This window comes from Nocardia sp. NPDC003726 (genome assembly GCF_053586955.1).
On record NZ_JBSFNF010000019.1, the window covers coordinates 129,131 to 152,587 of the forward strand.

Genomic DNA, 23,457 nt, shown 5'->3' on the forward strand with positions numbered 1-23,457 from the left:
CCAGGTGCACAGGTGAATACGACAGGCACTGCCGCCGGAGCCACTGCCGGTGAGCGCGTGCCGTGCGATCATATCGCCGTAAACCGTTGTGCCAGAGGTGATCGGTGATCAGCTGGCAGGCGATGGGCAAACCGTGGGGGTCGATGCGGTGTGACGGTCAACGCCACCTTGTGCACGGGCGCGATCAAACTCCTGCGACGGAAGTTGGCCACCACCCCCGCCGACCACCCCGCGCGGGCGCTGCTTCTGTTCCGCCTCGCGGACGCTCTCTATCGCCGGTTCAAGGAGACAGAGGCGATCACCGATCTGGAAGACGCCATCGACTCCCTGCGGAAAGCCGTCGATGCCATCCCCGCCGACAGCCCGAACCTCGCCGTCGTCCTGGGCGAACTAGGTGGCGGACTGTGGACCCGTTTCCAGCACACCGGGACGTCGGCCGACTTGGACGAGGCGATCCGCACAGCTCGACGAGCGGTGGACGCCACGCCGCCTGATGACCCCGACGTGGCCGGACTGCTGGGTTTTGTCTCGTTGGCCATGCGGATCCGGTTCGAGCGGACAGGAACGATCGCCGATCTGCACGAGTCGGTCCTCATGCTGCGGTCGATGATCGCGGCCACGCCCACCGACCATCCCGAGCGCGCCGGAAGGATCAGCGCGCTCGGTCGCGCCCTGCGGCATCAGTACACGGTGACGATGGCGTTGCCCGATCTGGACGAGGCGATCCGGGTCGGCAGGCAGGCGGTGGCGGCCACGGACCACCTCGAGGGTGTCGACATTCTGTCCGATGTCGGCGTCTCCCTGCGGATGCGAGGTGAGGTGACCGGTGCGTGGGACGACTTGGACGAAGCGATCCGAATCGGTCGGCAGGCGGTGGCAGGCACGCCACCCGGTCACGCGCAGCGCACCGGCCGGATGACCAGCATCGGCCGGGCTCTGGTGACCCGATTCGCGCTGGCAGGGCGATCGCACGACCTGGATGAGGCGATCGAATTCGGCCGGCGAGCGGTAGCGGCCGCGACCCCGGATCATCCCGAGCGCGCCGACAGTACGTCCATTCTCGGAACCGCCCTGCATCTACGGTCCCAGCGAACCGGCTCGGCGGCCGATCTGGACGAGGCCATCGCTCTGCTCCGGGAAGCCGCGGAATACGCCGACGACGCCAGCCGCCCCGTGTCGCTGTCCACGCTCGGGACCGCTTTGCTGAACCGGTTCGAAAGTACCGGGTCACAGGCCGACCTGGACGAAGCGATTCGCTTCGGTCGGCAGGCGGTGGCACTCGGCTCCGACCGCTTGGACCTGGGCAACATCCTGTCCGCTCACGGGGCCACGGTGTTGCGGCGGTTCGAGCGGATCGGCGACATGAGCGATCTGGACGAGGCTGTCGCCACGCTTCGGGAAGCCGTGGACGTCACGCCCGCCGATCATCCCGACCTGGCAAGCACATCGTCCAATCTGGCGAATGCCCTGCTGAAGCGGTTCGAGCGGATAGGAGGACCGCCCGATCTGGACGAGGCGATCGAGATCGGCCGACAGGCGGTGGCGGCCGTGCCCACCGGCCATCGCGACCTGGCCACCACACTGTCCAATCTCGTCACCTGCCTCCTGAGCCGATTTCAGCGCAGCGGCGAGATGGCCGACTTGGACGAGGCGATCCGGATCGGCCGGGATGCGGTCGCCGCCACGCCCGCGGACCACCCCGGCCTGGCCGTCACCCGCTCGAATCTGGCCACCTGCCTGGTGGCCCGGTCGCACCGAACAGGGCTGACGACCGACCTCGACGAGGCGATCAGCGCCCTCCGGAAAGCCGTGGACATCATTGCTCCCGACCATCCCTGGCGTATCACGATGCTGTCGAATCTCGGTGTCGGATTGTGGAGGCGGTTCGATCGAACGGGTGCGCAGGCCGATCTGGACGAGGCGATCCGAGTGAATCGCATGGCGGTGGCGGCCACACCGGCCGACTACCCTCTCCGAGCCCGCCACCTGTCCAATCTCGCCATCCCCCTGCGGATTCGGTTCCAACGGACGGGTGCGATGGACGATTTGGACGAAGCGATCCGAATGGGTCGGCAGGCCGTCGCGGCCACGCCAACCGATCATCCCGATCTTTCCGCCATGCTGTCGGAGCTCGCGGCATCCATGCTGAGGCGATTCGAGCGGACGGGAACGCCGGCCGTTTTGGACGAAGCCATCGTCACCCTCCGGCAATCCTCGAGCATCCTCCCGCTCGACCACCCCGCTCGTGCCGAGACGCTGTCGGATCTCGGTGCTGTCCTTTCGAAGCGGTCCGAACGGACGGGGTCGGCGGCTGATCTGGACGAAGCGATCGCACTATGCCGGGAGGGGGTCGAGGCGACACCCGCAGACCACCCCGACCTCGCCAACCGGTTGTCCAACCTCGCCCTCCCGCTGCATATCCGGTTCGAGCAGACCGGAATGCCGGACGATTTGGACGAAGCGATCCGAATCGGCCGGCAGGCAGTCGCGGCCATGCCCGCCGACCATCCCGAACACGCCATCGTGCGGATCAACCTCGCCGAAGCTGTGGCAGCCCGATCCGAACGGACCGGCAGCGCGGCTGATCGGCAGGAGGCGACGAACGCCATGCAGGCCGCCGCCGAGCTGGCCACAGCCGCGCCCTCGCTACGTATACGGGCAGCTCGTAGTGCGGCCGAGCTGGCCGCGACAGCGGAGCCGGGCCGAGCGGCGGAGCTGCTGCGACAAGCGATCCGATTGCTGCCCGAACTCGCGCCACGCGAGTTGGCGCGGCCGGATCAACAGCATGTCCTCGGCGAGTACGCCGGACTCGGTTCCGACGCGGCCGCACTGGCGCTGCGAGATCCGGGCACACCACCGGACGAGCGCCCCATTCTGGCGTTACGGCTGCTGGAGGCGGGGCGGGCGGTGCTGTCGAGCCAAGCAGTGCAGGTCCGCGGTGACCTCACCGACCTCGAAGCGCAGCACCCCGAGCTGGCCTCCGACTTCGTCCGACTCCGGAACCTGCTCGACCGACCTACCGATGCCCCCGCCGCGCCCGACGCGGCCGCGGACCCGATCGCGGACCGGGCACGATCGGCGCGGGAGCTGAACGAGGTGCTGGCGCGAATTCGTGCGCTCCCTGAATTCGCATCCTTCGCTCTGCCCCCATCGGCGGAGGAACTCATCGCTCAGGCCGGCCACGGCCCGGTGGTGGCGTTCAATATCAGCGGATATCGCTGCGATGCGCTTCTGCTCACCCCTGGCGGAACCACCTGCCTGCCGCTGCCCGGCCTGTCGCTCGAGACCGTGATCGACCAGGTTCTCGCCTTCCACGAAGCCTTGCGAGTCGCAGGCGAAGGCCGCACCGGGCAGGAGCGGCAAGCGGCCCAGCGACAGCTCAGCCGGATCCTGGAATGGTTGTGGGACAACGCCGCAGGCCCCGTCCTGGACGCCTTGGGCTACCGGGAACGGTCCGCCGCGGATGGGGCAGGCCCTCGGGTCTGGTGGATACCGGGTGGTCTGCTGGGGCTGCTGCCCATCCACGCCGCCGGATACCACACCAAGCCCCCTGGTCCCGCAGGTCGTGCGGTGCTGGACCGGGTGGTCTCCTCCTACACGCCCACCATCGCCGCCCTTCGCCACGCGCGCGGGCGTTCATCGAGCACCGAGCCTGCTCGCGGCTGCGCACTCATCGTCGCGATGCCTACCACTCCGGGGGTCGCGGGGCGCCTGCACCACGTGCCCGATGAAGTCCGCGCGGTCGCCGCCCACCTGCCGTCCGCGACGACGCTCACCGAACCGGAGTCCGGTCTCACCGACGGCTCGGCGATCGCGGCGTCACCTGGCGCTACCACAGCCTTCCCGACCAAGGCCAATGTCCTCGATCGCTTGGCGGACTGCGCCATCGTGCACTTCGCCTGCCACGGCGCCAACGATCCGGCCGACCCGTCCCGCAGCCACCTGCTGCTGCACGACCACGACACGGATCCGCTCACCGTCGCCGAACTCGCCTCGGTCCAACTGGACCGCGCACGGCTGGCCTACCTTTCGGCCTGCGAAACCGCCCTGACCACCAACGGCAGGCTCCTGGACGAAGCCATCCATCTCGCCTCGGCGTTCCAGCTCGCCGGATACCCGCACGTCATCGGCACGCTATGGACCATCGACGACGAAATCGCTGTCCAGATCGCCGACGCGTTCTACACCGCGCTGGACGACGTAACCGATGCCGCATACGCACTACACAAAGCCGTCCACCAGGTGCGCGACGCACTTCCCGCCACGCCCTCGCTCTGGGCGGCCTACCTGCACGCCGGGGCGTGAGACCCCGCTTGCAGCCGAGCGCTCCGGCGGCCGACGCCTCTGAGCGCGTGCCGTACTACGTCGTCAGCACTTGGGTGTGAACGGAGTGCACAACGGCAGCAGGTTCATGCGGGCCGGGGTTTCGGTGACGGTCGGCGGAGGCGGAACTGCCACGGTGGTGAGCACGGGGGCTTGGGTGGGGCGCACGGCGCCGCCCGCGGGTGTCGAGCAGGAGGCGGCCAATATCCAGATCGTTCCGATGACGAGCACGATCAGCGCCACCGCGGCGATCTGTTGCGAGCGGTGGCCGCGTGACTTCGATTTCTCGGAGCCGCGCCCCGGGATGCGCGCGGACAGTGCGGTCAGCTGCTCGCGCACCGCCACCCGTGGACGCCGCTCGAGAACGGCGGTCGGCGTGGGGCGACGCAGTGGCTCCGGATCGCGGGTGGGTGTGGACCACGACGTGGGTCGGCTCGGCACGGGAGCCTGCACCGGACGGGGGCGTAGCGGCCGGTCGGGGGCGGGATCGATCCACGAGGACCAACTGTCGGTGAACGACGACGGTGCGGCGGCTGGGCGCGCGGCCGGGCCGTATTCCGCATCGACAGAATCGAGTTCGGCGTCAGTCGGCGCAGGCCCGTCGGGCTCAGCCGGGGCAGGCCGTACCGACGCCGCAGCTCCGGTCGCGAACGGTTCCGGTTCGTCTGGATCCGACTCGGCCTCGGGCCTCGCCGCGAGCCTGCCTTCGAAGCGAGGCGACTCGTGGCGATCGTTCTTCCACACATCGGAATCGGGCGGGGGCGAATCCGAAAGATGCGAGGCCGGCCGTTTTTCTTCCCAGGCGTACCGGTCGGAATGAGCTGCCGTGTCCGACGTAGGCGCCGGTACCGGCTCCGGCGCGAGGAATTCCGGTGCGAAAGGGTCCACTTCAGCGGCCGGTGCGCGTGCAGGCGTAACGGGTGCGTGCGCGGGATGCGGCTCGGACGCGGGGGCCTGGCTGCTGTCCGGGAGGGCGGTGTCCTCCAGCGACTGCCGAGATGACCGGTCGGCTTGCGATGCGCTCGAGGCACGGGACCGCGCCGAAGACACAGGCTCCGACACCTCATGCTCGGTATCGAGTTCCGAGGCGGCGGTCTCCTTCGGCGCGGGCAACGCAGGCGACTGCTCCGACTCCGTGACCTGCCGATCTACCTCTCGCTCGCCTCCGTTCCCGGACGTTTCCGTCGAACTGGATGCGCTGAGGCTCGCGGCCTCCGCAACGGCGTCCGGCGACTGCAGAACGGCAGCCGGCGACTCCGCAATGGCATCCGGCACCTCCGGCACAGCATCCCGTGCCTCCGGTTCAGCATCGGGCACCTCCGGCACAGCATCCCGTGCCTCCGGTACCGCATCGGGCTGCTCCGGCACAGCTGCCACGGCCGCCGCTCCCGCACCAGCCGACACGTCACCCGCGTCGGAATCCTCGGAGGACCCCCTGCCGTCGAGTTCAGGAGCCTTGCGCGTGACGCTGTCCAACGCCGCCAGCGTCCCGGCCCGCAACTTGCGCTCCGGCGGAAAACCGTCCGCCACCAGGTCGTCCACGGTGACCTGATCGCCCAGGTTCAAGTCGGTCAGCAGGGCATGGGTGCGTTCGGCGGTCCAGAGGAGTTTGCGGCTCGCGGTGCGGTGGAACCACGCCCGCAGATCGGCCTGCCCGGCTCCGAGCACCACCGCGCAACCGCGCCTGCGTGACTCGATGTTCAGCGTGAGGTTCGAATCCTTCGGCGGCACCACCACGATCAGACCGTCGACGAACGCCTCGGCGTTGTGCTTGCGCACCAGCGCCTTCAGATTGAAGACGTTGTTCGTCACCTGGTCGAACGGACTGCTGTCGTGGTCGCGCACGTGGATCGGGTCGCCCGCGTAGCCGGACAGCCGCCAGCGGCCGTTGGCCTGCACCGAAAGGACACCGCTCGTCGCCTCCGGGACGGTGCCCTTGACCTCGACGACGACCGCCGCCCTGGGGGTGATCACCACCAGATCGGCTTCCTGCGTTTCGTCCTTGCGCTCACGGTCGGGTAGGTAACACCCCGAGATCGCGAGTCCGACAATGACGTACTGGCCGGTCCAGGTCCGCATCCAGTCGAGCACGCGCTGTTCGGATCGCGGCGCCGTCGTTCGTTCATTGATGACCAACATCGGCGGCCTCCATCGCCGTCCCACACCATCGACCACACAACGGTATGCGCCGGGATTTCCGACACAAAATCGAAAGGCACTGGAGCAGCACGGTATTGGCAGCACAAGGGCATGCGAAGTGCGGCGTGTGGGCAGCGCCACAGCGGCGACCGATTCCACGCAGGAACTCGTCAACCCCTCAGCGCCGCAGCCAAAGCCGGATCCACCGAGAACGCTATGGCGATCAGCGATTCGACCAGCAGGTCGATCAGCTCCGTGCGGGAGATGGGCTCGGAACGCAGCCAGGTGAGCGTGGATTCCTCGACGAACGCGATCCAGCCGCGCATGGCGAGCATGAGGCGGGGATGGTCGTCTTCGGCGACCGGAACGGGGGTCTCGGCCAGGATGATCCCGATGATGGCATCGCGGGTCTGGTCCACCAGCGGGGCCAGCTCGGGGCTGACACTGGTGGGTCCGCGCAGCAGCGCGAGATACGACATCCGGTTCTCCGTGACGTACTCGATGTAGCGCTCGATCGAGTCGCGCAGCATCTCGAACAGGCCGAGCGAGCGATCCGGGGCGACGCGCTCGAGCAGTTCGGCGTTGGCGTGCTGCACGATCGCCAGCTGGAAGTCCTGCTTGGTCGGGAAATAGTGGAACAGCAGGCCGCGCGAGATGCCCGCCTCGGCGGCGATCTCGCTGACGGAGATGTCCTCGATGGAACGCTCGCCGAGCATCTTCGCGCCCAGTGTGATCAGCTGCTCACGGCGCTCGTCGGGACTCAGCCGCGTGCGCTTGGGCGCGTCTGCCTGGGTTCTCGTCACGCGCCCAATCCTACTGAACGCCAGTCAATACACTGTTGACTCGCGCTCAATAGGACCGTAGGCTGAGTTACATGAGTCGCAAGGTTACAGACAAAGCTGTCGCCGGCCGACCCACGCGCCACGCGAGGACGATCATCATCGGCAGCGGGTTCGCGGGTCTGGGTCTGGCCATCCGGCTGACCCAGCAGGGTCGCAACGACTTCCTCGTGCTGGAGCGCGGCAGCGACGTCGGCGGCACCTGGCGCGACAACACCTACCCCGGCGCGGCCTGCGACGTTCCCTCGCACCTGTACTCGTACTCGTTCGCGCTGAACCCCAACTGGTCGCGCTCGTTCTCCCGGCAGGGCGAGATCCAGCAGTACATCCAGGACGTGTCGAAGCGCTACGACGTGCGCGACAAGCACATCTTCGACTGCGACGTGACCAGCGCCCGCTGGAACGACGAGACCGCGCTGTGGGAGATCGAGTCCACCAAGGGCAGCTTCACCGCCAACACCGTGATCTCCGCCGTCGGCGCGCTGTGCGAGCCCGCGCTGCCGGACATCAAGGGCATCGGCGCGTTCGAAGGCGAGATCTTCCACTCCGCGCGCTGGAACCACGACGCCGACCTCACCGGCAAGCGGGTCGCCATCATCGGCACCGGCGCTTCGGCGATCCAGATCGTGCCCGCCATCGCCCCGAAGGTCGGTCACCTGGACGTCTACCAGCGCACCGCGCCGTGGCTGCTGCCGCGCCTTGACCGCCCGTACACGACGGCCGAGCGACTGGCCTTCAAGCACGTGCCGGGCCTGCAGCGACTGTCCCGCGCGGCCATCTACGCCGCGCGCGAGACCCAGGTGATCGGCTTGGCCAAGGCGCCCGCCCTGATGCAGCTGTTCGAGGCGATCGCGAAGGCCAAACTGCGCTACGAGATCCGCGACCCCGAACTGCGCGCGAAGGTGACGCCGGATTTCCGGATCGGCTGCAAGCGCATGCTGATCTCCAACGACTACTACCCCGCGCTCTCGCGTCCCAACGTCGACGTGGTCACCGACGGCATCGCCGAGGTGCGCGCCAACTCGATCGTCACGAAGGACGGCACCGAGCGCGAGATCGACGCGCTGATCGTGGCGACCGGCTTCCACGTCACCGACTCCCCCACCTACAACACCATCACGGGCCGCGACGGGCGCACCCTGTCGGAGGTGTTCGACGAGATCGGCCAGCAGGGATACAAGGGCTCCGCGATCGCCAATTTCCCCAATATGTTCTTCCTGCTCGGCCCGAACGTCGGCCTGGGGCACACCTCGATGGTGTACATGATCGAATCGCAGATCAATTACATCGCCGACGCACTGGCTACCTTCGACCGTCTCGACCTGCGTACCGTGGAAGTGCGCCGCGACGTGCAGGATGCCTACAACGCCGACCTGCAGAGAAAGCTGGCGAGCAGCGTCTGGCTGACCGGCGGGTGCTCGAGCTGGTACCTGGACAAGCACGGCAACAACACCACGCTGTGGCCGGACTTCACCTTCGAATTCCGTCGGCTGACCAAGACATTCGACGTGGCGGCGTACGACATCTCCATTTCCTCGGCAGACCTGAAAGCAGTGGCATCGTGAGCAGTGACGCTTACTTCAAGAACAAGGTATGTGTGATCACCGGAGCGGGTTCCGGGATCGGCCGCGCGCTGGCGGTGAATCTGGCCCGGCGCGGCGCCAAGCTGGCACTGTCGGATATCGATGTCGATGGTCTCGCCGAGACCGTGCGCCGCTGCGAGCAGCTCGGCGCCGAGGTCAAGTCCGACCGGCTGAACGTGGTCGAACGCGAAGCGGTGATTCTCTACGCCGACGCGGTGAAAGCGCACTTCGGCACGGTGCATCAGGTCTACAACAACGCGGGCATCGCCCACCACGGCGAGGTCGTCCGCTCGGAGTACAAGGACTTCGAGCGCGTGATGGACGTCGATTTCTGGGGCGTGGTCAACGGCACCAAGGCGTTCCTGCCGATGGTCATCGAGTCCGGTGACGGCCACATCGTCAACGTGTCCAGCCTCTTCGGCCTCATCGCGATCCCCGGACAGAGCGCCTACAACGCGGCGAAGTTCGCGGTGCGCGGCTTCACCGAGTCGCTGCGCCAGGAGATGCTGGTCGCCCGGCACCCGGTCAAGGTCACCTGTGTGCATCCCGGCGGCATCAAGACCGCCGTCGCGCGCAACGCCACCTACGCCGAGGGCATCGATGCCAAGTCGGCCGCGTCGATGTTCGACCGGAAGCTGGCCATCCACACCCCGGAGATGGCGGCGCAGACCATCGTCGAGGGCGTGCGCAAGGGGCAGGGCCGGGTGCTGATCGGCTGGGAGGCCAAGCTGCTGGATCTGTTCGTGCGGGTCACCGCGTCGGGCTATCAGCGGATCGCGGCCAACGTCGAACGCCGCTTCCTGCCCTGATCGCGGATTCGAGGAACGACGAATGCGGGACATCGACCTGCCCCTGCCGCTGGCGCGGGCGGTACTGAATCCGATCTTCCGGGCCACGCTGAACAAGCGGTTGCCGTTCACGCTGCAGCGCAGGCTGCTCGACGTGAGTTCGCGGGCGCAGTTGCTGCCCGCGGGCGCCGTGGTACGACCCACGCGCCTCGGTGGCAGGCCCGCCGAGCGGATCGACTTCGCGAAGACCTGCGAGCACGGCGCGGTTCTCTATCTGCACGGCGGCGGCTACGCGGTCGGCTCGCTCGCGACACATCGCTCGCTGGCGGCGCGGCTGGCGCGGGACGTCGGCTGCCCGGTCTACGTGCTGGACTACCGGCTGGCGCCGGAGCACCCCTTACCGGCGGCACTGGACGACGCCGAGGCGGCGTTCCTCGAGCTGGTGGCGACAGGTCTGCGGCCGGACCGGATCGCCGTCTCCGGTGACTCCGCGGGCGGCGGGCTGTCGCTCGCGCTGGCACAGCGACTGATCGCCCGGCACGGGCAGACCCCGGCCGCGCTCGGTTTGATCGCGCCGTGGGCAGACCCGAACGAGATCCCGGATCGGGAACGCGATCTGGTGATCAGCAAGCCCTGGTCACGCGCCTGCGCCGCCGCCTATCTCGGCGACGGCGATGCCGCCGACCCGGTCTACGCCCCGCTGACCGGCGAGTTGCGCGGCCTGCCGCCGACCTATGTGCAGGTGGACGTCAGCGAACTGCTGCACCGGCAGTGCGTCGCGCTGGTCGCCGCGCTGCGCGCGGCGGGGGTGCAGGTGCGTTTCACCGAAAGCGAGGGCCTGTGGCACGTCGCTCAACTGCAGGCCGCGCTTGCGGCGCCCGCCGCGGCCGTCCTGCGCGAACTCGCCGAGTTCCTGCGCGAAGCCGTTCAACCGGCGGACCTGCGCGAACTAGGATGAAATTCGAGCGGGTCCCCAGCCTGCGGTGATGTACGGAGGCGATTGGCGGTGGTCGACCTCACGGCCCTGGCGCAGGTGTCGTAGATTACTGGCGAGTAAACCCACGTGGAAGGGCACTGATGCGAGAGTTCGAAGTCCCGGCTTCTTACACCATTCCGGATGACGCGAACAATTCCGACAACGTCTTCCGCCACGCCGAGCAGTCGCCGAACACGGTGCTGTTCAACGTGCCGAACGGCGGTGGCGGGTGGCGGGACGTCACCGCCGCGGAATTCGCGAAAACGGTTACCGGGGTGGCGAAAGGCCTGATCGCCTCGGGTCTCGAACTCGGCGATCGCGTCGCCATCATGGCCCCCACCCGCTACGAGTGGGCCGTCCTCGATTTCGCCATCTGGGCCGCGGGCGGCTGCACCGTCGCGATCTACGACAGCTCCGCCGCCGAGCAGGCCAAGTGGATCCTGCAGGACTCGGCCACCAAGCTGCTGATCGTCGACAGCGACAAGCATCGCAAGGTGATCGACGAGATCGAAGCCGGGTCGCTGCCCGACCTGCGCCAGACCCTGCAGATCGACAAGGGCGCGCTGGACGAGCTGACCGCCGCAGGCGCCGACCTCGACGACCAGATCGTGCACGGCCGCCGCGCGCAGGTCGGCGCGAAGTCGCCCGCCACGCTGATCTACACCTCGGGCACCACGGGCCGCCCGAAGGGCGTCATGCTGACCCACGCGAACCTGTACGCGGAGTCCAAATCCGACCGGATCGCGCTGCACAAGTACGTCACCGAGGGCAAGAAGACCCTCATGTTCCTGCCGCTGGCGCACGTCTTCGCCCGCGCAGTCGCGCTGGCCGCGTTCGACGCGAAGGTGATCGTCGCGCACACCGCCGACTGGTCCACCCTGGTCGAGCAGTTCGGCAGCTACCGGCCGCACTTCATCCTCTCGGTGCCCCGGGTGTTCGAGAAGGTGTTCAACAGCGCCAAGCAGAAGGCGCACGACGGCGGCAAGGGCAAGATCTTCGACGCCGCCGCCGAGACCGCGATCGCGTGGAGCGAGTCGCTGGACAACGGCGGACCCGGCGTGGTGCTGAAGCTGAAGCACGCGCTGTTCGACAAGCTGGTCTACAGCAAACTGCGGGCGGCCCTGGGCGGCCAGTGCGAGGCGGCCGTCTCCGGCGGCGGCCCGCTCGGCGCGCGGCTCGGCCACTTCTTCCGCGGCGTCGGCGTGACCATCTATGAGGGTTACGGCCTCACCGAGACCACCGCGGCCATCTCGGTCAACACCCCGGAGCACATCCGGGTCGGCTCGGTCGGCCGGCCGATCGAGGGCCACGCCGCCAAGATCGCCGAGGACGGTGAGCTGCTGCTGCGCGGCTCGGTCGTGTTCAGCGGCTACTGGGGCAACGCGGAGGCCACCGAGGACGCCTTCGAGGACGGCTGGTTCAAGACCGGTGACCTCGGCGCCATCGACGCCGACGGCTTCATCACCATCACCGGCCGCAAGAAGGAGATCATCGTCACCGCCGGTGGCAAGAACGTCTCCCCCGCGCTGCTGGAGGACTCGCTGCGGGCGCACCCGCTGATCAGCCAGGTGATGGTGGTCGGCGACGGTCAGCCGTTCATCGGCGCGCTGATCACGCTGGACCCGGAGTCGCTGCCCGGCTGGAAGGAACGCAACAGCCTGCCCGCCGACACCCCGATCGAGAAGCTGATCGAGAACCCGGATCTGCTCGCCGAGGTGAACGCGGCGGTGGCCGAGACGAACAAGAAGGTGTCGAAGGCCGAGCAGATCAAGAAGATCCGTCTGCTGACGATCGACTGGACCCAGGAGACCGGCGAGCTCACCCCCAAGATGTCGCTCAAGCGCGCGGTCGTGATGAAGCAGCACGCCGACGACGTGGCGAGTATCTACAACTGAACCGATCGCAGAAAGGCGCTGTCCGTGCGCGGGCAGCGCTTTTCGCGTGTCACGGACCGCCACCAGGGAGTAGTGGGTGGCCGACCCGCGCGGCGGACGACCGGCAGTAGTCTCGATGCCATGGCCGATCTGCGACCGCGCGTGGTGGCCGGGATCGTCTCGGCGGGTCTGACCCTGGGCGTCGCCGAATTGCTCGCGGCCTTCCTCGGCCCCGACAGCGCGCCGCTGCACGTCCTCGGTTCGGCCGTGGTCGACCACACCCCCGATGGGGTGCGGGAATGGGCCATCACCACCTTCGGCACCGGCGACAAGGCCGCGCTGTACGTGATCATGGGCGTGATCGCCGTTTTGGTCGCCGGGGTGGCCGGTGCGATCGAGCGGACCACCCGGGCCGCCGGGTCGTGGTTGTTCGCCGTGTTCGGGGTGATCACGGCATGGATCGCGGTATCGCGGACCGGCCTGGCCGCCGCGTTGCCGACCGTCGTCGGCGTCGCCGTCGGCATCTACTCGCTGCGCGCGCTGACCCGTCGCATCGACGCGGCGTCCGGGGAGCGGCAGGCCGAGGCGGCCTCGCCCGCATCGGCCAGCGGAACATCGGAGTCCGGCTCGGCGGCTCCGGAACGCAGGCAAGTCTTGCGGGGACTGCTGGTGGCCGGCGGGCTGGCGGCGGTCACGGGGATCGGCGGGCGGGTGCTCGGCGCGCGCCGCAGCGACGTGTCCGGCGAGCGAGCCGCGGTGCGGTTGCCGGAACCGTCGGCGCCCACCGAGCCGGTCCCGCCCGGCGTCGACCTCCGCGTCCCAGGGCTGACGCCGTACCTGACCGCGAACGACGACTTCTACCGGATCGACACCGCCCTGATCGTGCCGCAGGTGTCCAAGGACGGCTGGTCGCTGCGCATCCACGGCATGGTCGATCGCGAGATTCGGCTCGACTGGGCGGATCTGGCGCTTCGCCCGGTGGAGGAACACCTGGTCACGCTGGCCTGCGTGTCCAATCCGGTGGGCGGGGACCTGATCGGCAACGCGCGCTGGCTCGGATACCGCGTGGATCAGCTGCTGGCCGAGGCGGGGCCACACCCCGACGCGGACATGGTCCTCTCGCACAGCGCCGACGGCTGGACCGCGGGGACGCCGCTGGCGGTGCTCACCGACGGACGCGACGCGCTCTTGGCGATCGGCATGAACGGCGAACCGCTTCCGGTGCAGCACGGTTACCCGGCCCGGCTGGTCGTGCCCGGTCTCTACGGCTACGTCTCGGCCACCAAATGGGTGACCGAACTGGAAGTCACCCGCTTCGACCGCGCCACCGCGTACTGGACCCGCCGCGGCTGGTCGGCGCAAGGCCCGATCAAGACCGGCGCCCGCATCGACACGCCACGCGCCCGCGGCCGCCTCCAGCCGGGCACCATCCCCATCGCCGGAGTCGCGTGGGCGCAGCATCGCGGCATCAGCGCCGTGGAAGTCCAGATCGACGACGGCCCCTGGCAACAGGCCCGCCTCTCCGAAGAGCAGTCCATCGACACCTGGCGCCAGTGGGTCTTCGACTGGGACGCCACCCCCGGCCCGCACACCCTGCGCGCCCGCGCCACCGACGGCGCCGGCGAAACCCAAACCGCCGAGCGCCGCGACGTCATCCCCGACGGCGCGACCGGCTACCCCTCGGTCACGGTCAGCGTAGGTTGATACGCCGGATGGTCGTGCGCCGGGCACCGAGCGTGTGGACACGGCCGACAAGCTCGCGGAGTACGCGCTCGCCGGGATCCCGTGGTACTGGATCGTCTGGGTGTCGAACAATTGCGTCGATTCGATCGAGGTCTATGTACTCGACCAAGTGCTCAGCCAGTACCGATTGCGTAGGAAACTGGAGCCGAGCGAATCGCAGACGGTGATCGATGTGCCGATCGAGATCAAAATCGACTGGACGAGGCCGGGCGTGCTGGCACGCTGATGCCCGCCCGGAAGCTTTGCGCGCGGGCATCAGCGGGACTTCAGCTGCTGAGATCTGCCTTGACCAATTTCCGCTCAGGTTGAGCTTGTGCGGACTCGCCGTGGCGGATGAACAGGACCGAGGCGGCGACGCCGATGAGCAGGACGGCAGCGGGCAGCAGTGCGGATTGGCTCAGCGCGGTGCTGAAAGAATCCTTGACGAATTCCGGGAGCGGGCCTTGGCCAGCGCCGCCTTCGGCGACCTGGCCGCCGCCGAGGCCGTTCGCCGTCAGCCGCGCCGCCACCAGGGCGCTGATCGCCGCGCTGCCGAGCACCGAGCCCACCTGGCGGGTGGTGTTGTAGACACCGGCGCCCGCCCCGGCCTGCTGGACCGGCAGGTTGTGCGTGGCGGTGGACGCCAGCGGAGCCCAGATGCAGGCGTTGGCGAAACCGGCCAGCGCCGCGGCCACCAGGAACCACGCCAGCGACGAGTCCGGCTTCATCAGCATCGAGAAGCAGAACACCGACAGTGCGAACAGGCCGAAGCCGACGGTGGGCACGATCCGCGGGTGCAGCTTGTCGGCGAACTTGCCGACCAGCGGGGCCGAGAAACCGGTCACGATCGCCATCGGCGCGAAGACCAGCGCGGACTTCGTCGGCGACATCTCCCGCACGGCCTGCAGATAGAAGTACGTCGGCACCATCAGTGAGGTCACCGCCGCGCCCATCGCGGCGATCGCGGCATTCGACAGCGCGAAGTTGCGATCACGGAACAGGCTCAGCGGCAGCAGCGGCTCGCCGGTGTTCCTGGCCTGGTTGACCAGGAAGATCGCCAGCACCACCAGGCCCGCGCCGATCAGCAGCCAGATCCGCAGCGACCAGTCGTAGGTGTTGCCCTCCTGGATGCCGAACACCAGCAGGAACATGCCGACGCCGCTGAGCAGCACGCCGGGGATGTCGAACTTGTGCTCGTGCGTCGGCAGGGCGGGCACCAGCCAGACCGCCAACGCGAAGGCGACGACGCCGACCGGGACGTTCACGATGAAGATCCACTCCCAGCCGAGACCGTCCACCAGCACACCGCCGAGGATGGGTCCCACCAGCGTCGCCAGTCCCGCGACGCCGCCCCACAGACCCATGGCCGCGCCGCGCCGGTCCGGCGGGAAGGTCCTGGTGATCACGGCCATGGTCTGCGGCGTCATCAGCGCGGCGCCGACACCCTGGGCGGCGCGCGCGGCGATCAGCATGCCGATGCTGCCGGACAGGCCGCACCACAGCGACGCCGCGGTGAACACCGCCAGGCCGATCAGATAGATGTTCTTGGGGCCGAATCGATCTCCCAGCCGTCCGGTGACCAGCAGCGGCACCGCGTAGGTGAGCAGGTAGGCGCTGGTCACCCAGATCACCTGGGAGATGTCGGCGTGCAAGTTGGTCATGATGGCGGGATTGGCGACCGCGACGATCGTCATGTCCAGCAGGATCATGAAGAAGCCGACGACCAGCGCGAGCAGCGCCAGCCACGGATTGCGTTGGGTGGACATCAATTCGTTCCTAACTCGGATCATCCGAAAATCTGGGTGCGGATTTCGCCGCGGCGCTGGTAGGCACCGGCGGCGACACCGCGGAGTCGGCGGCAGGCTCGCCCCCCGAGCGCGCGCCGGTCACCGGGTCGAAGTCCTCCCACTCGAGTGCGCCGCTGGCCAATTCGGCGGTGAATCCCTTGACCCAGGCGAGCTCGGCGGTGAGCATCGCCCGCAGATAGGGCAGGGAGATCCAGTAGCGGCGGGGGACGACGTGCTCTTCGGCCCACGCGCTCAACATGTCGGCGTCGGCCAGTTCGTTTTCCAGTACGGCGATTCGTTCGCGCAGCAGCGTGAGCGCCTCCGCCTTGGGCAGATTGTGCAATTCCCCCAGCGCAAGCGGGAAGACCGGATACTCCGGAACGGGTCGCCGCACGATTTCGGCGATCCGGTCGCGCAGCGCCTCCCTGCCGCGCGCGGTGATCCGGTAGGTGGTGCGCTCGGGCCGGTTGCCCGCACGGTCGACGCCCTCGGCGCGGACCAATTCCTGGTCGGCCAGACGGGACACGGTGTGGTACAGCGAGCCGGGCCGCACCTTGACCAGCTTGTCCTCCCGCCGCGCGATCAGCGTCTGGAACATCTCGTACGGATGCATGGGCCGCTCCTCCAGCAGCGCGAGCACGGCGATGGCCAACGGCGTCACCGATGGATGCGCCTGCCCTTGCCCCATGCCTGATCACCTCCGTCATTCGTTCGCCCGGGCCTTCGGCCCCGACGCGAGCCCGCCGCCGACCGGCACGCTATCGCCCGGTCCCGACATGCTCCACGCTAAATATTCCACGTGGAATATACGGCGTGGAACAGCCCGTGGACAAGACGCTGCCGCCCGTGATGGGTCACACAATTGCCCGCCTCGCGTATCGCGTTCCCGATGTCCGGGCCGATACACGACGAGAGGCCATCGAGTTGCTGTACTCGATGGCCTCTCGATCAGGCCCGCCGAAGGTCGACCCTCTCCGGCGCTGTGCGGGATGGTGTTCGGCTGCGGTGTGCCCTACAACGCGTGTTTGTCCAGCCAGGCGCGCGCGACCTCACTCGGCGCGGCGCCATCGTCGCGGACAGCGCGGATCATGGCGGCCAGCTCGTCCGTGGTCAGTTCGCCGGCGACGTAGTTGAGCTTCTTGATCTGCCGCTGATCCAGCAGTCCTTCGCGGAACAGCGGCAGCACGTTCTCGGCGCGCACGGCGTACTCGCCGTCGGACAGCACGGCCAATCCGTCGGTCGCGCCGGGCGCGAGCTCGGGAGGGCCGACGAACAGACCGGCCTGAACCCTGCCGTCCAGCAGTGCGTTCCGCAGCGCCGCGGGATCCGGGAAGGCGACGGTGGCCGCGAAATCACACCCGGCGACGCGAGCGCTTCCAGCCGACGGCAGCAGGCCGGGCATGGACGCCACGCCGACGGTCAGCCCACCGCACCGGGGCGTGAGGTCGCCGACCGAGCGCAGCCTGTCCCGCGCCGCCGACTGGGCGGTGACCGATACCCGCGGTCGCAGATCGGTGCCGTCGGCGAGATCGGAGACGACCAAGCCTTCGGGCAAAGCGGCGCTCACCGCTTTCGCCACCTCCTTGGGCAGCCGCACCGTGGCGCGTTCGTCGAGATGGGCCAGCAGCGCGCCGGTGTGCTCGCCGACCACTTGGACCCGGTCGGCGTCGAGCGCGGCGAGGTAATCCGCGCGGCTGCCCAGTCCGGGATCCACCGCGGTCCGCGCACCGGTGCGCGCCAGCGCTCCCGCGTAGATCTCGGCGAGCACCGATGACTCGATCGAGTCACCCGCGCCGACCGTGATCTGCCGCTGCGGCTCGTCGTTCCCGCAGGACACGACCAGCGCGACGGACGCGACGACCAGCAACCGAGCCAGCACCCGCTGTGACGCGGCCAACACCATCCGGCGACACCAACTTTCCGACGACTCGACACGGCCAACAGGAAAACCCGGAAGCGGGCAGTATGGACACCCAGAATGTACCGGCGGCCGCTCGGTGCCGAGACCGCGCCCGCCGTCATGTCGGAAGGACTCTCGTGAAATCCACCCGCACCCCCGCCGCGCGCGTCGCAGTGCGCGCGGCCCGCATCCTCGCGGCCGCGACGGCCCTCGCCGTCGCGATGGCCCTGTCGGCTTGTGGCAATTCCGATCCACTCGCCGCGGGCGGCAGCTGTGCTGGAGACGGGTTGATCGTCGGTTCCGCGAATTTCCCGGAGTCGGAGACCATCGCCGAGGTGTACGCGGAAGTGCTGCGCGCCAACGGTTTCAGCGTCGACACCAAGCTGGGCATCGGCAGCAGGGAAGCCTACATTCCCGCGTTGCGGCAGTGCGCCATTTCGGTGATCCCCGAGTACACCGGCAATCTGCTGCAGTACCTGGACAAGAACGCCACCGCCACCAGCGCGGCCGACGTGGAGAGTGCGCTCGGCACGGCGCTCGGTTCCGATCTCGCGATCGGCACGGCCGCGCCCGGGCAGGACTCCGACGCCGTCGTCGTCACCCGGGCCACCGCGCAGCGCTGGAACCTGAGCACCATCGCGGATTTGGCGGCGCACTCGCCGGAGGTGAAATTCGGCGCGCCCGCCGAATTCCAGGAGCGAGCGGGCGGCCTGCCCGGCCTGAAGAAGAACTACAACCTCGATATCGCGGCGAACAATTTCGTGCGGATCGCCGACGGCGGCGGTCCCGCCACGGTGCGGGCGCTGGTGGAAGGCCAGGTGACCGCGGCCAATATCTTCACCACCTCGCCCGCCATCACGCAGAACGATCTCGTGGTGCTGGGCGATCCGAAACACAACTTTCCCGCGCAGAACGTGGTGCCGTTGCTCAACGCGAGCAAGAAGTCCGACAAGGCGCTCGCGGCGCTGAACGCGGTGTCGGCGCAACTGACCACCGCGGAACTGATCAAGCTCAACGAGGCGGTCTCCGGCGCGGGCAAGACCGAGCCCAAAGCCGCCGCCGCGGCTTGGGTGACCGCCAAGGGGCTGAACAAGCCGGTGGGCTAGAAAGGGGAATTCGGTGTCGGATATCGAATTCTCCGGTATCAGTAAGACCTATCCGGACGGCACGCACGCCGTCACCGATTTGGATCTGCGCATCGAGTCCGGATCGTTCACCGTGTTCGTCGGGCCTTCCGGCTGCGGCAAGACGACCTCGATGCGGATGATCAACCGCATGATCGTGCCAAGCTCGGGGACGATCACCGTGGCCGGACAGGATGTCTCGACCGTCGATCCCGTTCGGCTGCGCCGCGGGATCGGGTACGTCATCCAGAGCGGCGGCCTGCTGCCGCACCGGACGGTCGTCGACAATGTCGCGACGGTTCCGGTGCTGCGCGGTGACTCGCGACGCGCCGCCCGCGCCGCGGCGCTCGAGGTACTCGACCGGGTCGGCCTGGACCGCTCGCTGGCCCAGCGGTATCCGGCGCAGCTGTCGGGCGGTCAGCAACAGCGCGTCGGCGTGGCACGCGCGCTCGCCGCCGACCCTCCGGTCCTGCTGATGGACGAGCCGTTCAGCGCCGTCGATCCGGTGGTGCGCGCCGAATTGCAGATCGAGATGCAAAGGCTGCAAGCGGAATTGCACAAGACCATCGTGTTCGTCACCCACGACATCGATGAGGCGATCACGCTCGGCGATCGCGTGGCGGTGTTCGGGCGCGGCGGGGTACTCCAGCAGTACGACGCGCCGCAGCGCGTGCTCGCTCGGCCCGCCACCGATTTCGTCGCCGACTTCGTCGGCCGCGACCGCGGTTACCGCGGGTTGTCCTTCCGGTCCGCGAAGGACGTTCCGCTGCACGACATCCGGACGGCCGTCGCGGACGAAGTGCGCGAGCTGCGGCTGGAGGCGGGCGAGTGGGTGCTGGTGGTGGACGCCGACGGCAAGCCGATCGGCTGGATGGACGTCACCGGCGTCGAGGGATTCCGGGCCGGCCGCGCACTCGCCGACAGTATGTCGGCGGGCGGTTCGCTGTTCACCCCGTCCGGCGACCTGCGCCAGGCGCTGGACGCCGCGATCTCCTCGCCGTCCGGGATCGGCGTCGCCGTCGACAGCGCGGGCGCGGTGCGCGGCGGGGTGCTGGCCGCCGAGGTGCTCGAGCAGCTGGCCGGACAGCGCGCCCACGAAGACGCCGAGCGCAACCGGCACTTCTTCGAGGAACGAGTGCCGTGAACGAACCGGACGCGGCCGTGCGCGACGGAATCCGGGCGGCGGCATGAGGTATCTGGTCGAGAACTTCGCGCAGGTCATGGGAATCACCGCGACCCACATCTATCTCGCCATGACGCCGCTACTGCCTGCCTTGGCGATCGCGATCCCGGCCGGCGCGCTGGTGCGGCGGGCGGCGTGGCTGCGCCGGGTCACGGTGACCGTAGCGAGCCTGGCCTACACCGTCCCGTCGCTGGCGCTGTTCGTGATCATTCCTCCGCTGGCGGGCCTCTCGGCCATCGATCCACTGAACGTGATCATCGCGCTCACCATCTATTCCACGGCGCTGCTGGTGATCGCGGTCCCCGCGGCGCTCGATTCGGTGCCCGCCACGGTGCTCGACGCGGCCGACGCGGTGGGCTACGGCCCGCTGCGCCGCACGCTCACGGTGGACCTGCCGTTGGCCGTGCCGGTCTTCGTGTCCAGTCTGCGGGTGGTGGTGGTGACCAATATCGCGATGGTGTCGGTCGGCGCGCTGATCGGCGTCGGTGGGCTCGGCAGACTGTTCACCCAGGGCTATCAGCGCGATTACCCGGACGAGATCGTGGCGGGCATCATCGTGACGCTCGCGCTCGCTCTGGTCGCCGACCGGGTGGTGTACGCGCTGGGCCGCTGGTCGACGCCGTGGGTGCGCGCGGACGTCAGGACGAAAGGCGCCGGGTCGTGAACCTCTTCCTCGACGCCTGGCACTACTGCACCGACGGCGCCAACTGGAGCGGCCCTTCCGGCATCGGGACCCGTATCGTCCAGCACCTCTGGTACAGCTTCCTCACCGTGGCCGTCTCGGCGGTGATCGCGGTGCCGCTCGGCCTGATCATCGGCCATACCCGGCGTGGAGCGGCGGTGCTGGTCGGCTTCGCCAACGCCATGCGCGCGCTGCCGACCCTCGGCCTGCTGACCTTCCTGGTGCTGCTGCTCGGCCTCGGTCTGATACCGCCGCTGCTGGCGCTGATCACCGTCGGCATCCCCCCGCTGCTCGCGGGCGCCTACGCCGGAATCGCGAACGTCCCCGCCGACGTCGTGGACGCCTCACGCGCCATGGGCATGACCGAACGGCAGATCCTGTTCCGGGTGGAGGTGCCCAACGCGCTGCCCATCCTGCTCACCGGGCTGCGCGGCGGGACGCTCCAAGTGGTGGCCACCGCGACGATCGCCGCCTACGTCGACCTCGGCGGCCTCGGCCGGTACATCTTCGACGGCATCAGCCTCTACCGCTACGACCGGGTGCTGGTCGGCGCGCTGCTGGTGGCGGTGCTGGCGATGCTGCTGGACGGGCTGCTGGCCGTCGCGGTGTGGGCCAGCGCGCCGGGAGTGGACCGATGGCGCCGCGTGCACCGGGTCGCCCGTCCATCAGCGGCTCCACTGCCGGACGCGGACGAAGCCACCGTACGCAGCTAGCCGGCGAAACGTTCAGTCATCGGTGACGCGCAGTGCCGCGACGATGTCCGGCGCGCTCGAGCCGGCGACGGCGCCGATGTCAGGCCGGGCGCGGGAGGTGAAAAGGGCGCCCATTCGCGGTCGAATGGGCGCCCTTCGGCTGATGCGGGGTGCCGTTACGCGACGCCCTCGGCGCGGGCGGCGGCCGCGACCGCTTCGGCGACGGCCGGAGCGACCCGCGGGTCCAGCGGGCTCGGCACGATCTTGTCCGGACCGAGTTCGTCGGCGACGACGCTGAGGATGGCGTCGGCGGCGGCGATCTTCATGCCCTCGGTGATCCGGCGGGCGCCTGCGTCCAGCGCGCCCTTGAAGACGCCGGGGAACGCGAGCACGTTGTTGATCTGGTTCGGGAAATCGCTGCGGCCGGTGGCCACGATCGCGGCGTACTTGCGCGCCACCTCGGGGTGGATCTCCGGGTCCGGGTTGGACATGGCGAACACGATCGCCTCCGGCGCCATCGATGCGATGAGCTCTTCGGCGATCAGACCGGCGGACAGGCCGAGGAAGACGTCGGCGCCCGCCAGCGCCTCCGCCGCGCCGCCGGTGAGGCCGCGCGGGTTGGTGCGGGTGGCCAGCTCGGCCTTCACCTCGTTGAGGTCGCCGCGCTCGGCGTTGACGATGCCCTTCGAGTCGAGCACGGTCACGTCGCGGACACCGGCGGCCAGCAGGATGTTCGTGCAGGCGACACCGGCGGCGCCCGCGCCGGACACCACGACCTTCAGGCCCTCGATGCCGCGGCCCTGCACCTTGGCCGCGCCGTTGAGCGCCGCGAGCACCACGATGGCGGTGCCGTGCTGGTCGTCGTGCATCACCGGGCAGTCGAGCGCCTCGATGACGCGCTTCTCGATTTCGAAGCAGCGCGGCGCGGAGATGTCCTCCAGGTTCACCGCGCCGAAGCTCGGCCGCAGGCGGATCAGCGTCTCGACGATCTCGTCGACATCCTTGGTGTCCAACACGATCGGGATCGAATCCAGCCCGGCGAACTTCTTGAACAGGGCCGCCTTGCCCTCCATCACCGGCAGCGAGGCGCGCGGGCCGATGTCGCCGAGGCCGAGCACTGCGGTGCCGTCGCTGACCACGACCACGAGCCGATCGGTCCAGGTGTAGCGCTTGGCCAGCGCCTCGTCCTCCGCGATCGCGCGGCTGACCTGGGCCACGCCAGGGGTGTAGGCGATCGACAGATCGCGCTGGGTCTCCAGGGGAGCACTGAGTTCGACCGAGAGCTTGCCGCCGAGATGTCCCGCGAAAATTTCGTCGTTGGTGATTTCGGAAAGGCTTGCGGTGGCATTCGGTGCGTCAGTCACAGGTGACACGATTTCACTCCTGCTCGGGTCGGGCTAAACCGGGGGACGGTTACCACCGGGTAATGGGTATAAGTGTTTTCACTACGCTCATCGGGTGCGCTGACCGGCGTGTTTCGAGCGGCTGCGGGTGAGCGGACACGACTTGCCGATATCTCGATGACGGGCGCGGCACTGATCCGCGGAGCAGAACCGGGCGGGTGGGCCCGGACAGAACATGCGGTGTGATCTCCCGGGTCGCGACGGTACGTCGGCGAGGCGGAGACCTCCGTGATTCCCTCACCCGGCGGTGGCGGAGGCAAGGAATCCGACACATTCTGCCAGTCCGGTGGGCAAGTTGCCAAACCGGTTACCCCCTGGGCCGTGTCGCGCTCCATCACCCAACGTTATGGGCCGGGAATTACCTTCAGGTAAGCGGAAACTCCCCGTTCAGCGGCCGCGTGCGGTGAGCGATCGCACCGCTCGGGGCAGCGACGGTGTGAGT

The 23,457-nt window shown here is 68.7% G+C and carries 17 protein-coding genes; 11 read left to right on the forward strand and 6 right to left on the reverse strand.

Features of this window, described 5'->3' with window-relative positions; genetic code table 11:
• Positions 1–150: 150 nt before the first annotated feature.
• On the forward strand, positions 151–4,305 hold the full coding sequence (locus ACWDMM_RS23905; protein ID WP_449939651.1) for a CHAT domain-containing protein: 4,155 nt from the start codon (positions 151–153) through the stop codon (positions 4,303–4,305).
• A 63-nt stretch (positions 4,306–4,368) separates the two neighbouring features.
• On the opposite strand, the gene ACWDMM_RS23910 is transcribed toward ACWDMM_RS23905, so the two are convergent.
• Both ACWDMM_RS23910 and ACWDMM_RS23915 read right to left on the reverse strand, forming a co-directional pair.
• Positions 4,369–6,462 (reverse strand): NERD domain-containing protein, encoded by a 2,094-nt coding sequence (locus ACWDMM_RS23910; protein ID WP_449939653.1) that lies wholly within the window; start codon positions 6,460–6,462, stop codon positions 4,369–4,371.
• A gap of 170 nt (positions 6,463–6,632) precedes the next feature.
• Positions 6,633–7,265 (reverse strand): TetR/AcrR family transcriptional regulator, encoded by a 633-nt coding sequence (locus ACWDMM_RS23915; protein ID WP_323124375.1) that lies wholly within the window; start codon positions 7,263–7,265, stop codon positions 6,633–6,635.
• A gap of 71 nt (positions 7,266–7,336) precedes the next feature.
• On the opposite strand from ACWDMM_RS23915, the gene ACWDMM_RS23920 reads away from it, so the two are divergent.
• The 6 genes from ACWDMM_RS23920 to ACWDMM_RS23945 all read left to right on the forward strand — a co-directional run bounded on the left by ACWDMM_RS23920 (position 7,337) and on the right by ACWDMM_RS23945 (position 14,491).
• Positions 7,337–8,866, forward strand: coding sequence for a flavin-containing monooxygenase (locus tag ACWDMM_RS23920; protein WP_195082106.1), 1,530 nt, complete (start codon positions 7,337–7,339; stop codon positions 8,864–8,866).
• Entirely contained in the window at positions 8,863–9,693 is an 831-nt protein-coding gene (locus tag ACWDMM_RS23925) for an SDR family NAD(P)-dependent oxidoreductase (protein ID WP_195082107.1), read from the forward strand. Before ACWDMM_RS23920 ends, ACWDMM_RS23925 begins: the two co-directional genes overlap by 4 nt.
• A 22-nt stretch (positions 9,694–9,715) precedes the next feature.
• A complete protein-coding gene (locus tag ACWDMM_RS23930) occupies positions 9,716–10,630 on the forward strand; it encodes an alpha/beta hydrolase (RefSeq protein ID WP_195082108.1) in 915 nt (304 codons plus the stop codon).
• 119 nt (positions 10,631–10,749) lie between these two features.
• On the forward strand, positions 10,750–12,543 hold the full coding sequence (locus tag ACWDMM_RS23935; RefSeq protein ID WP_195082109.1) for an AMP-dependent synthetase/ligase: 1,794 nt from the start codon (positions 10,750–10,752) through the stop codon (positions 12,541–12,543).
• A 120-nt stretch (positions 12,544–12,663) separates the two neighbouring features.
• Positions 12,664–14,226: a molybdopterin-dependent oxidoreductase gene (locus ACWDMM_RS23940; protein WP_195082110.1), complete on the forward strand. Its 1,563-nt coding sequence runs from the start codon at positions 12,664–12,666 to the stop codon at positions 14,224–14,226.
• A 34-nt stretch (positions 14,227–14,260) separates the two neighbouring features.
• Entirely contained in the window at positions 14,261–14,491 is a 231-nt protein-coding gene (locus ACWDMM_RS23945; protein ID WP_195082111.1) for a Uma2 family endonuclease, read from the forward strand.
• A 40-nt stretch (positions 14,492–14,531) separates the two neighbouring features.
• Here ACWDMM_RS23945 and ACWDMM_RS23950 read toward each other — a convergent pair whose 3' ends face one another.
• The 3 genes from ACWDMM_RS23950 to ACWDMM_RS23960 all read right to left on the reverse strand — a co-directional run bounded on the left by ACWDMM_RS23950 (position 14,532) and on the right by ACWDMM_RS23960 (position 17,934).
• The gene (locus ACWDMM_RS23950) at positions 14,532–16,010 is read right to left on the reverse strand and encodes a DHA2 family efflux MFS transporter permease subunit (protein WP_357109984.1); all 1,479 of its coding nucleotides are present in this window, start codon (positions 16,008–16,010) and stop codon (positions 14,532–14,534) included.
• 10 nt (positions 16,011–16,020) lie between these two features.
• Positions 16,021–16,719: a PadR family transcriptional regulator gene (locus ACWDMM_RS23955; protein WP_195082113.1), complete on the reverse strand. Its 699-nt coding sequence runs from the start codon at positions 16,717–16,719 to the stop codon at positions 16,021–16,023.
• A gap of 324 nt (positions 16,720–17,043) precedes the next feature.
• Positions 17,044–17,934, reverse strand: a complete 891-nt coding sequence (locus ACWDMM_RS23960) for a glycine betaine ABC transporter substrate-binding protein (protein ID WP_357109981.1) — start codon at positions 17,932–17,934, stop codon at positions 17,044–17,046.
• A 218-nt stretch (positions 17,935–18,152) separates the two neighbouring features.
• Here ACWDMM_RS23960 and ACWDMM_RS23965 point away from each other — a divergent pair, with 218 nt between their 5' ends.
• From ACWDMM_RS23965 to ACWDMM_RS23980, 4 genes are read left to right on the forward strand one after another with little or no spacing between them, the layout of a single operon-like run.
• Positions 18,153–19,037 (forward strand): glycine betaine ABC transporter substrate-binding protein, encoded by an 885-nt coding sequence (locus ACWDMM_RS23965; protein ID WP_397071483.1) that lies wholly within the window; start codon positions 18,153–18,155, stop codon positions 19,035–19,037.
• A 13-nt stretch (positions 19,038–19,050) separates the two neighbouring features.
• On the forward strand, positions 19,051–20,199 hold the full coding sequence (locus tag ACWDMM_RS23970; RefSeq protein WP_357207761.1) for an ABC transporter ATP-binding protein: 1,149 nt from the start codon (positions 19,051–19,053) through the stop codon (positions 20,197–20,199).
• Between the two features lie 43 nt (positions 20,200–20,242).
• Positions 20,243–20,902, forward strand: coding sequence for an ABC transporter permease (locus ACWDMM_RS23975; protein WP_449939659.1), 660 nt, complete (start codon positions 20,243–20,245; stop codon positions 20,900–20,902).
• The gene (locus ACWDMM_RS23980; protein WP_449939661.1) at positions 20,899–21,633 is read left to right on the forward strand and encodes an ABC transporter permease; all 735 of its coding nucleotides are present in this window, start codon (positions 20,899–20,901) and stop codon (positions 21,631–21,633) included. The genes ACWDMM_RS23975 and ACWDMM_RS23980 overlap by 4 nt, the downstream gene beginning before the upstream one ends.
• A 155-nt stretch (positions 21,634–21,788) precedes the next feature.
• Here the strand turns inward: ACWDMM_RS23980 and ACWDMM_RS23985 are convergent, their stop codons facing one another.
• Positions 21,789–22,985, reverse strand: coding sequence for a malic enzyme-like NAD(P)-binding protein (locus tag ACWDMM_RS23985; protein ID WP_397071423.1), 1,197 nt, complete (start codon positions 22,983–22,985; stop codon positions 21,789–21,791).
• Between the last annotated feature and the right edge of the window lie 472 nt (positions 22,986–23,457).

Bases quoted from the DNA above. Each gene is read 5' to 3' on its own strand.
- ACWDMM_RS23910 (WP_449939653.1), bottom strand. From the start codon at position 6,462: ATGTTGGTCATCAATGAACGAACGACGGCGCCGCGATCCGAACAGCGC.
- ACWDMM_RS23920 (WP_195082106.1), top strand. From the start codon at position 7,337: ATGAGTCGCAAGGTTACAGACAAAGCTGTCGCCGGCCGACCCACGCGC.
- ACWDMM_RS23930 (WP_195082108.1), top strand. From the start codon at position 9,716: ATGCGGGACATCGACCTGCCCCTGCCGCTGGCGCGGGCGGTACTGAAT.
- ACWDMM_RS23935 (WP_195082109.1), top strand. From the start codon at position 10,750: ATGCGAGAGTTCGAAGTCCCGGCTTCTTACACCATTCCGGATGACGCG.
- ACWDMM_RS23940 (WP_195082110.1), top strand. From the start codon at position 12,664: ATGGCCGATCTGCGACCGCGCGTGGTGGCCGGGATCGTCTCGGCGGGT.
- ACWDMM_RS23950 (WP_357109984.1), bottom strand. From the start codon at position 16,010: ATGTCCACCCAACGCAATCCGTGGCTGGCGCTGCTCGCGCTGGTCGTC.
- ACWDMM_RS23955 (WP_195082113.1), bottom strand. From the start codon at position 16,719: ATGGGGCAAGGGCAGGCGCATCCATCGGTGACGCCGTTGGCCATCGCC.
- ACWDMM_RS23960 (WP_357109981.1), bottom strand. From the start codon at position 17,934: ATGGTGTTGGCCGCGTCACAGCGGGTGCTGGCTCGGTTGCTGGTCGTC.
- ACWDMM_RS23965 (WP_397071483.1), top strand. From the start codon at position 18,153: ATGGCCCTGTCGGCTTGTGGCAATTCCGATCCACTCGCCGCGGGCGGC.
- ACWDMM_RS23975 (WP_449939659.1), top strand. From the start codon at position 20,243: ATGAGGTATCTGGTCGAGAACTTCGCGCAGGTCATGGGAATCACCGCG.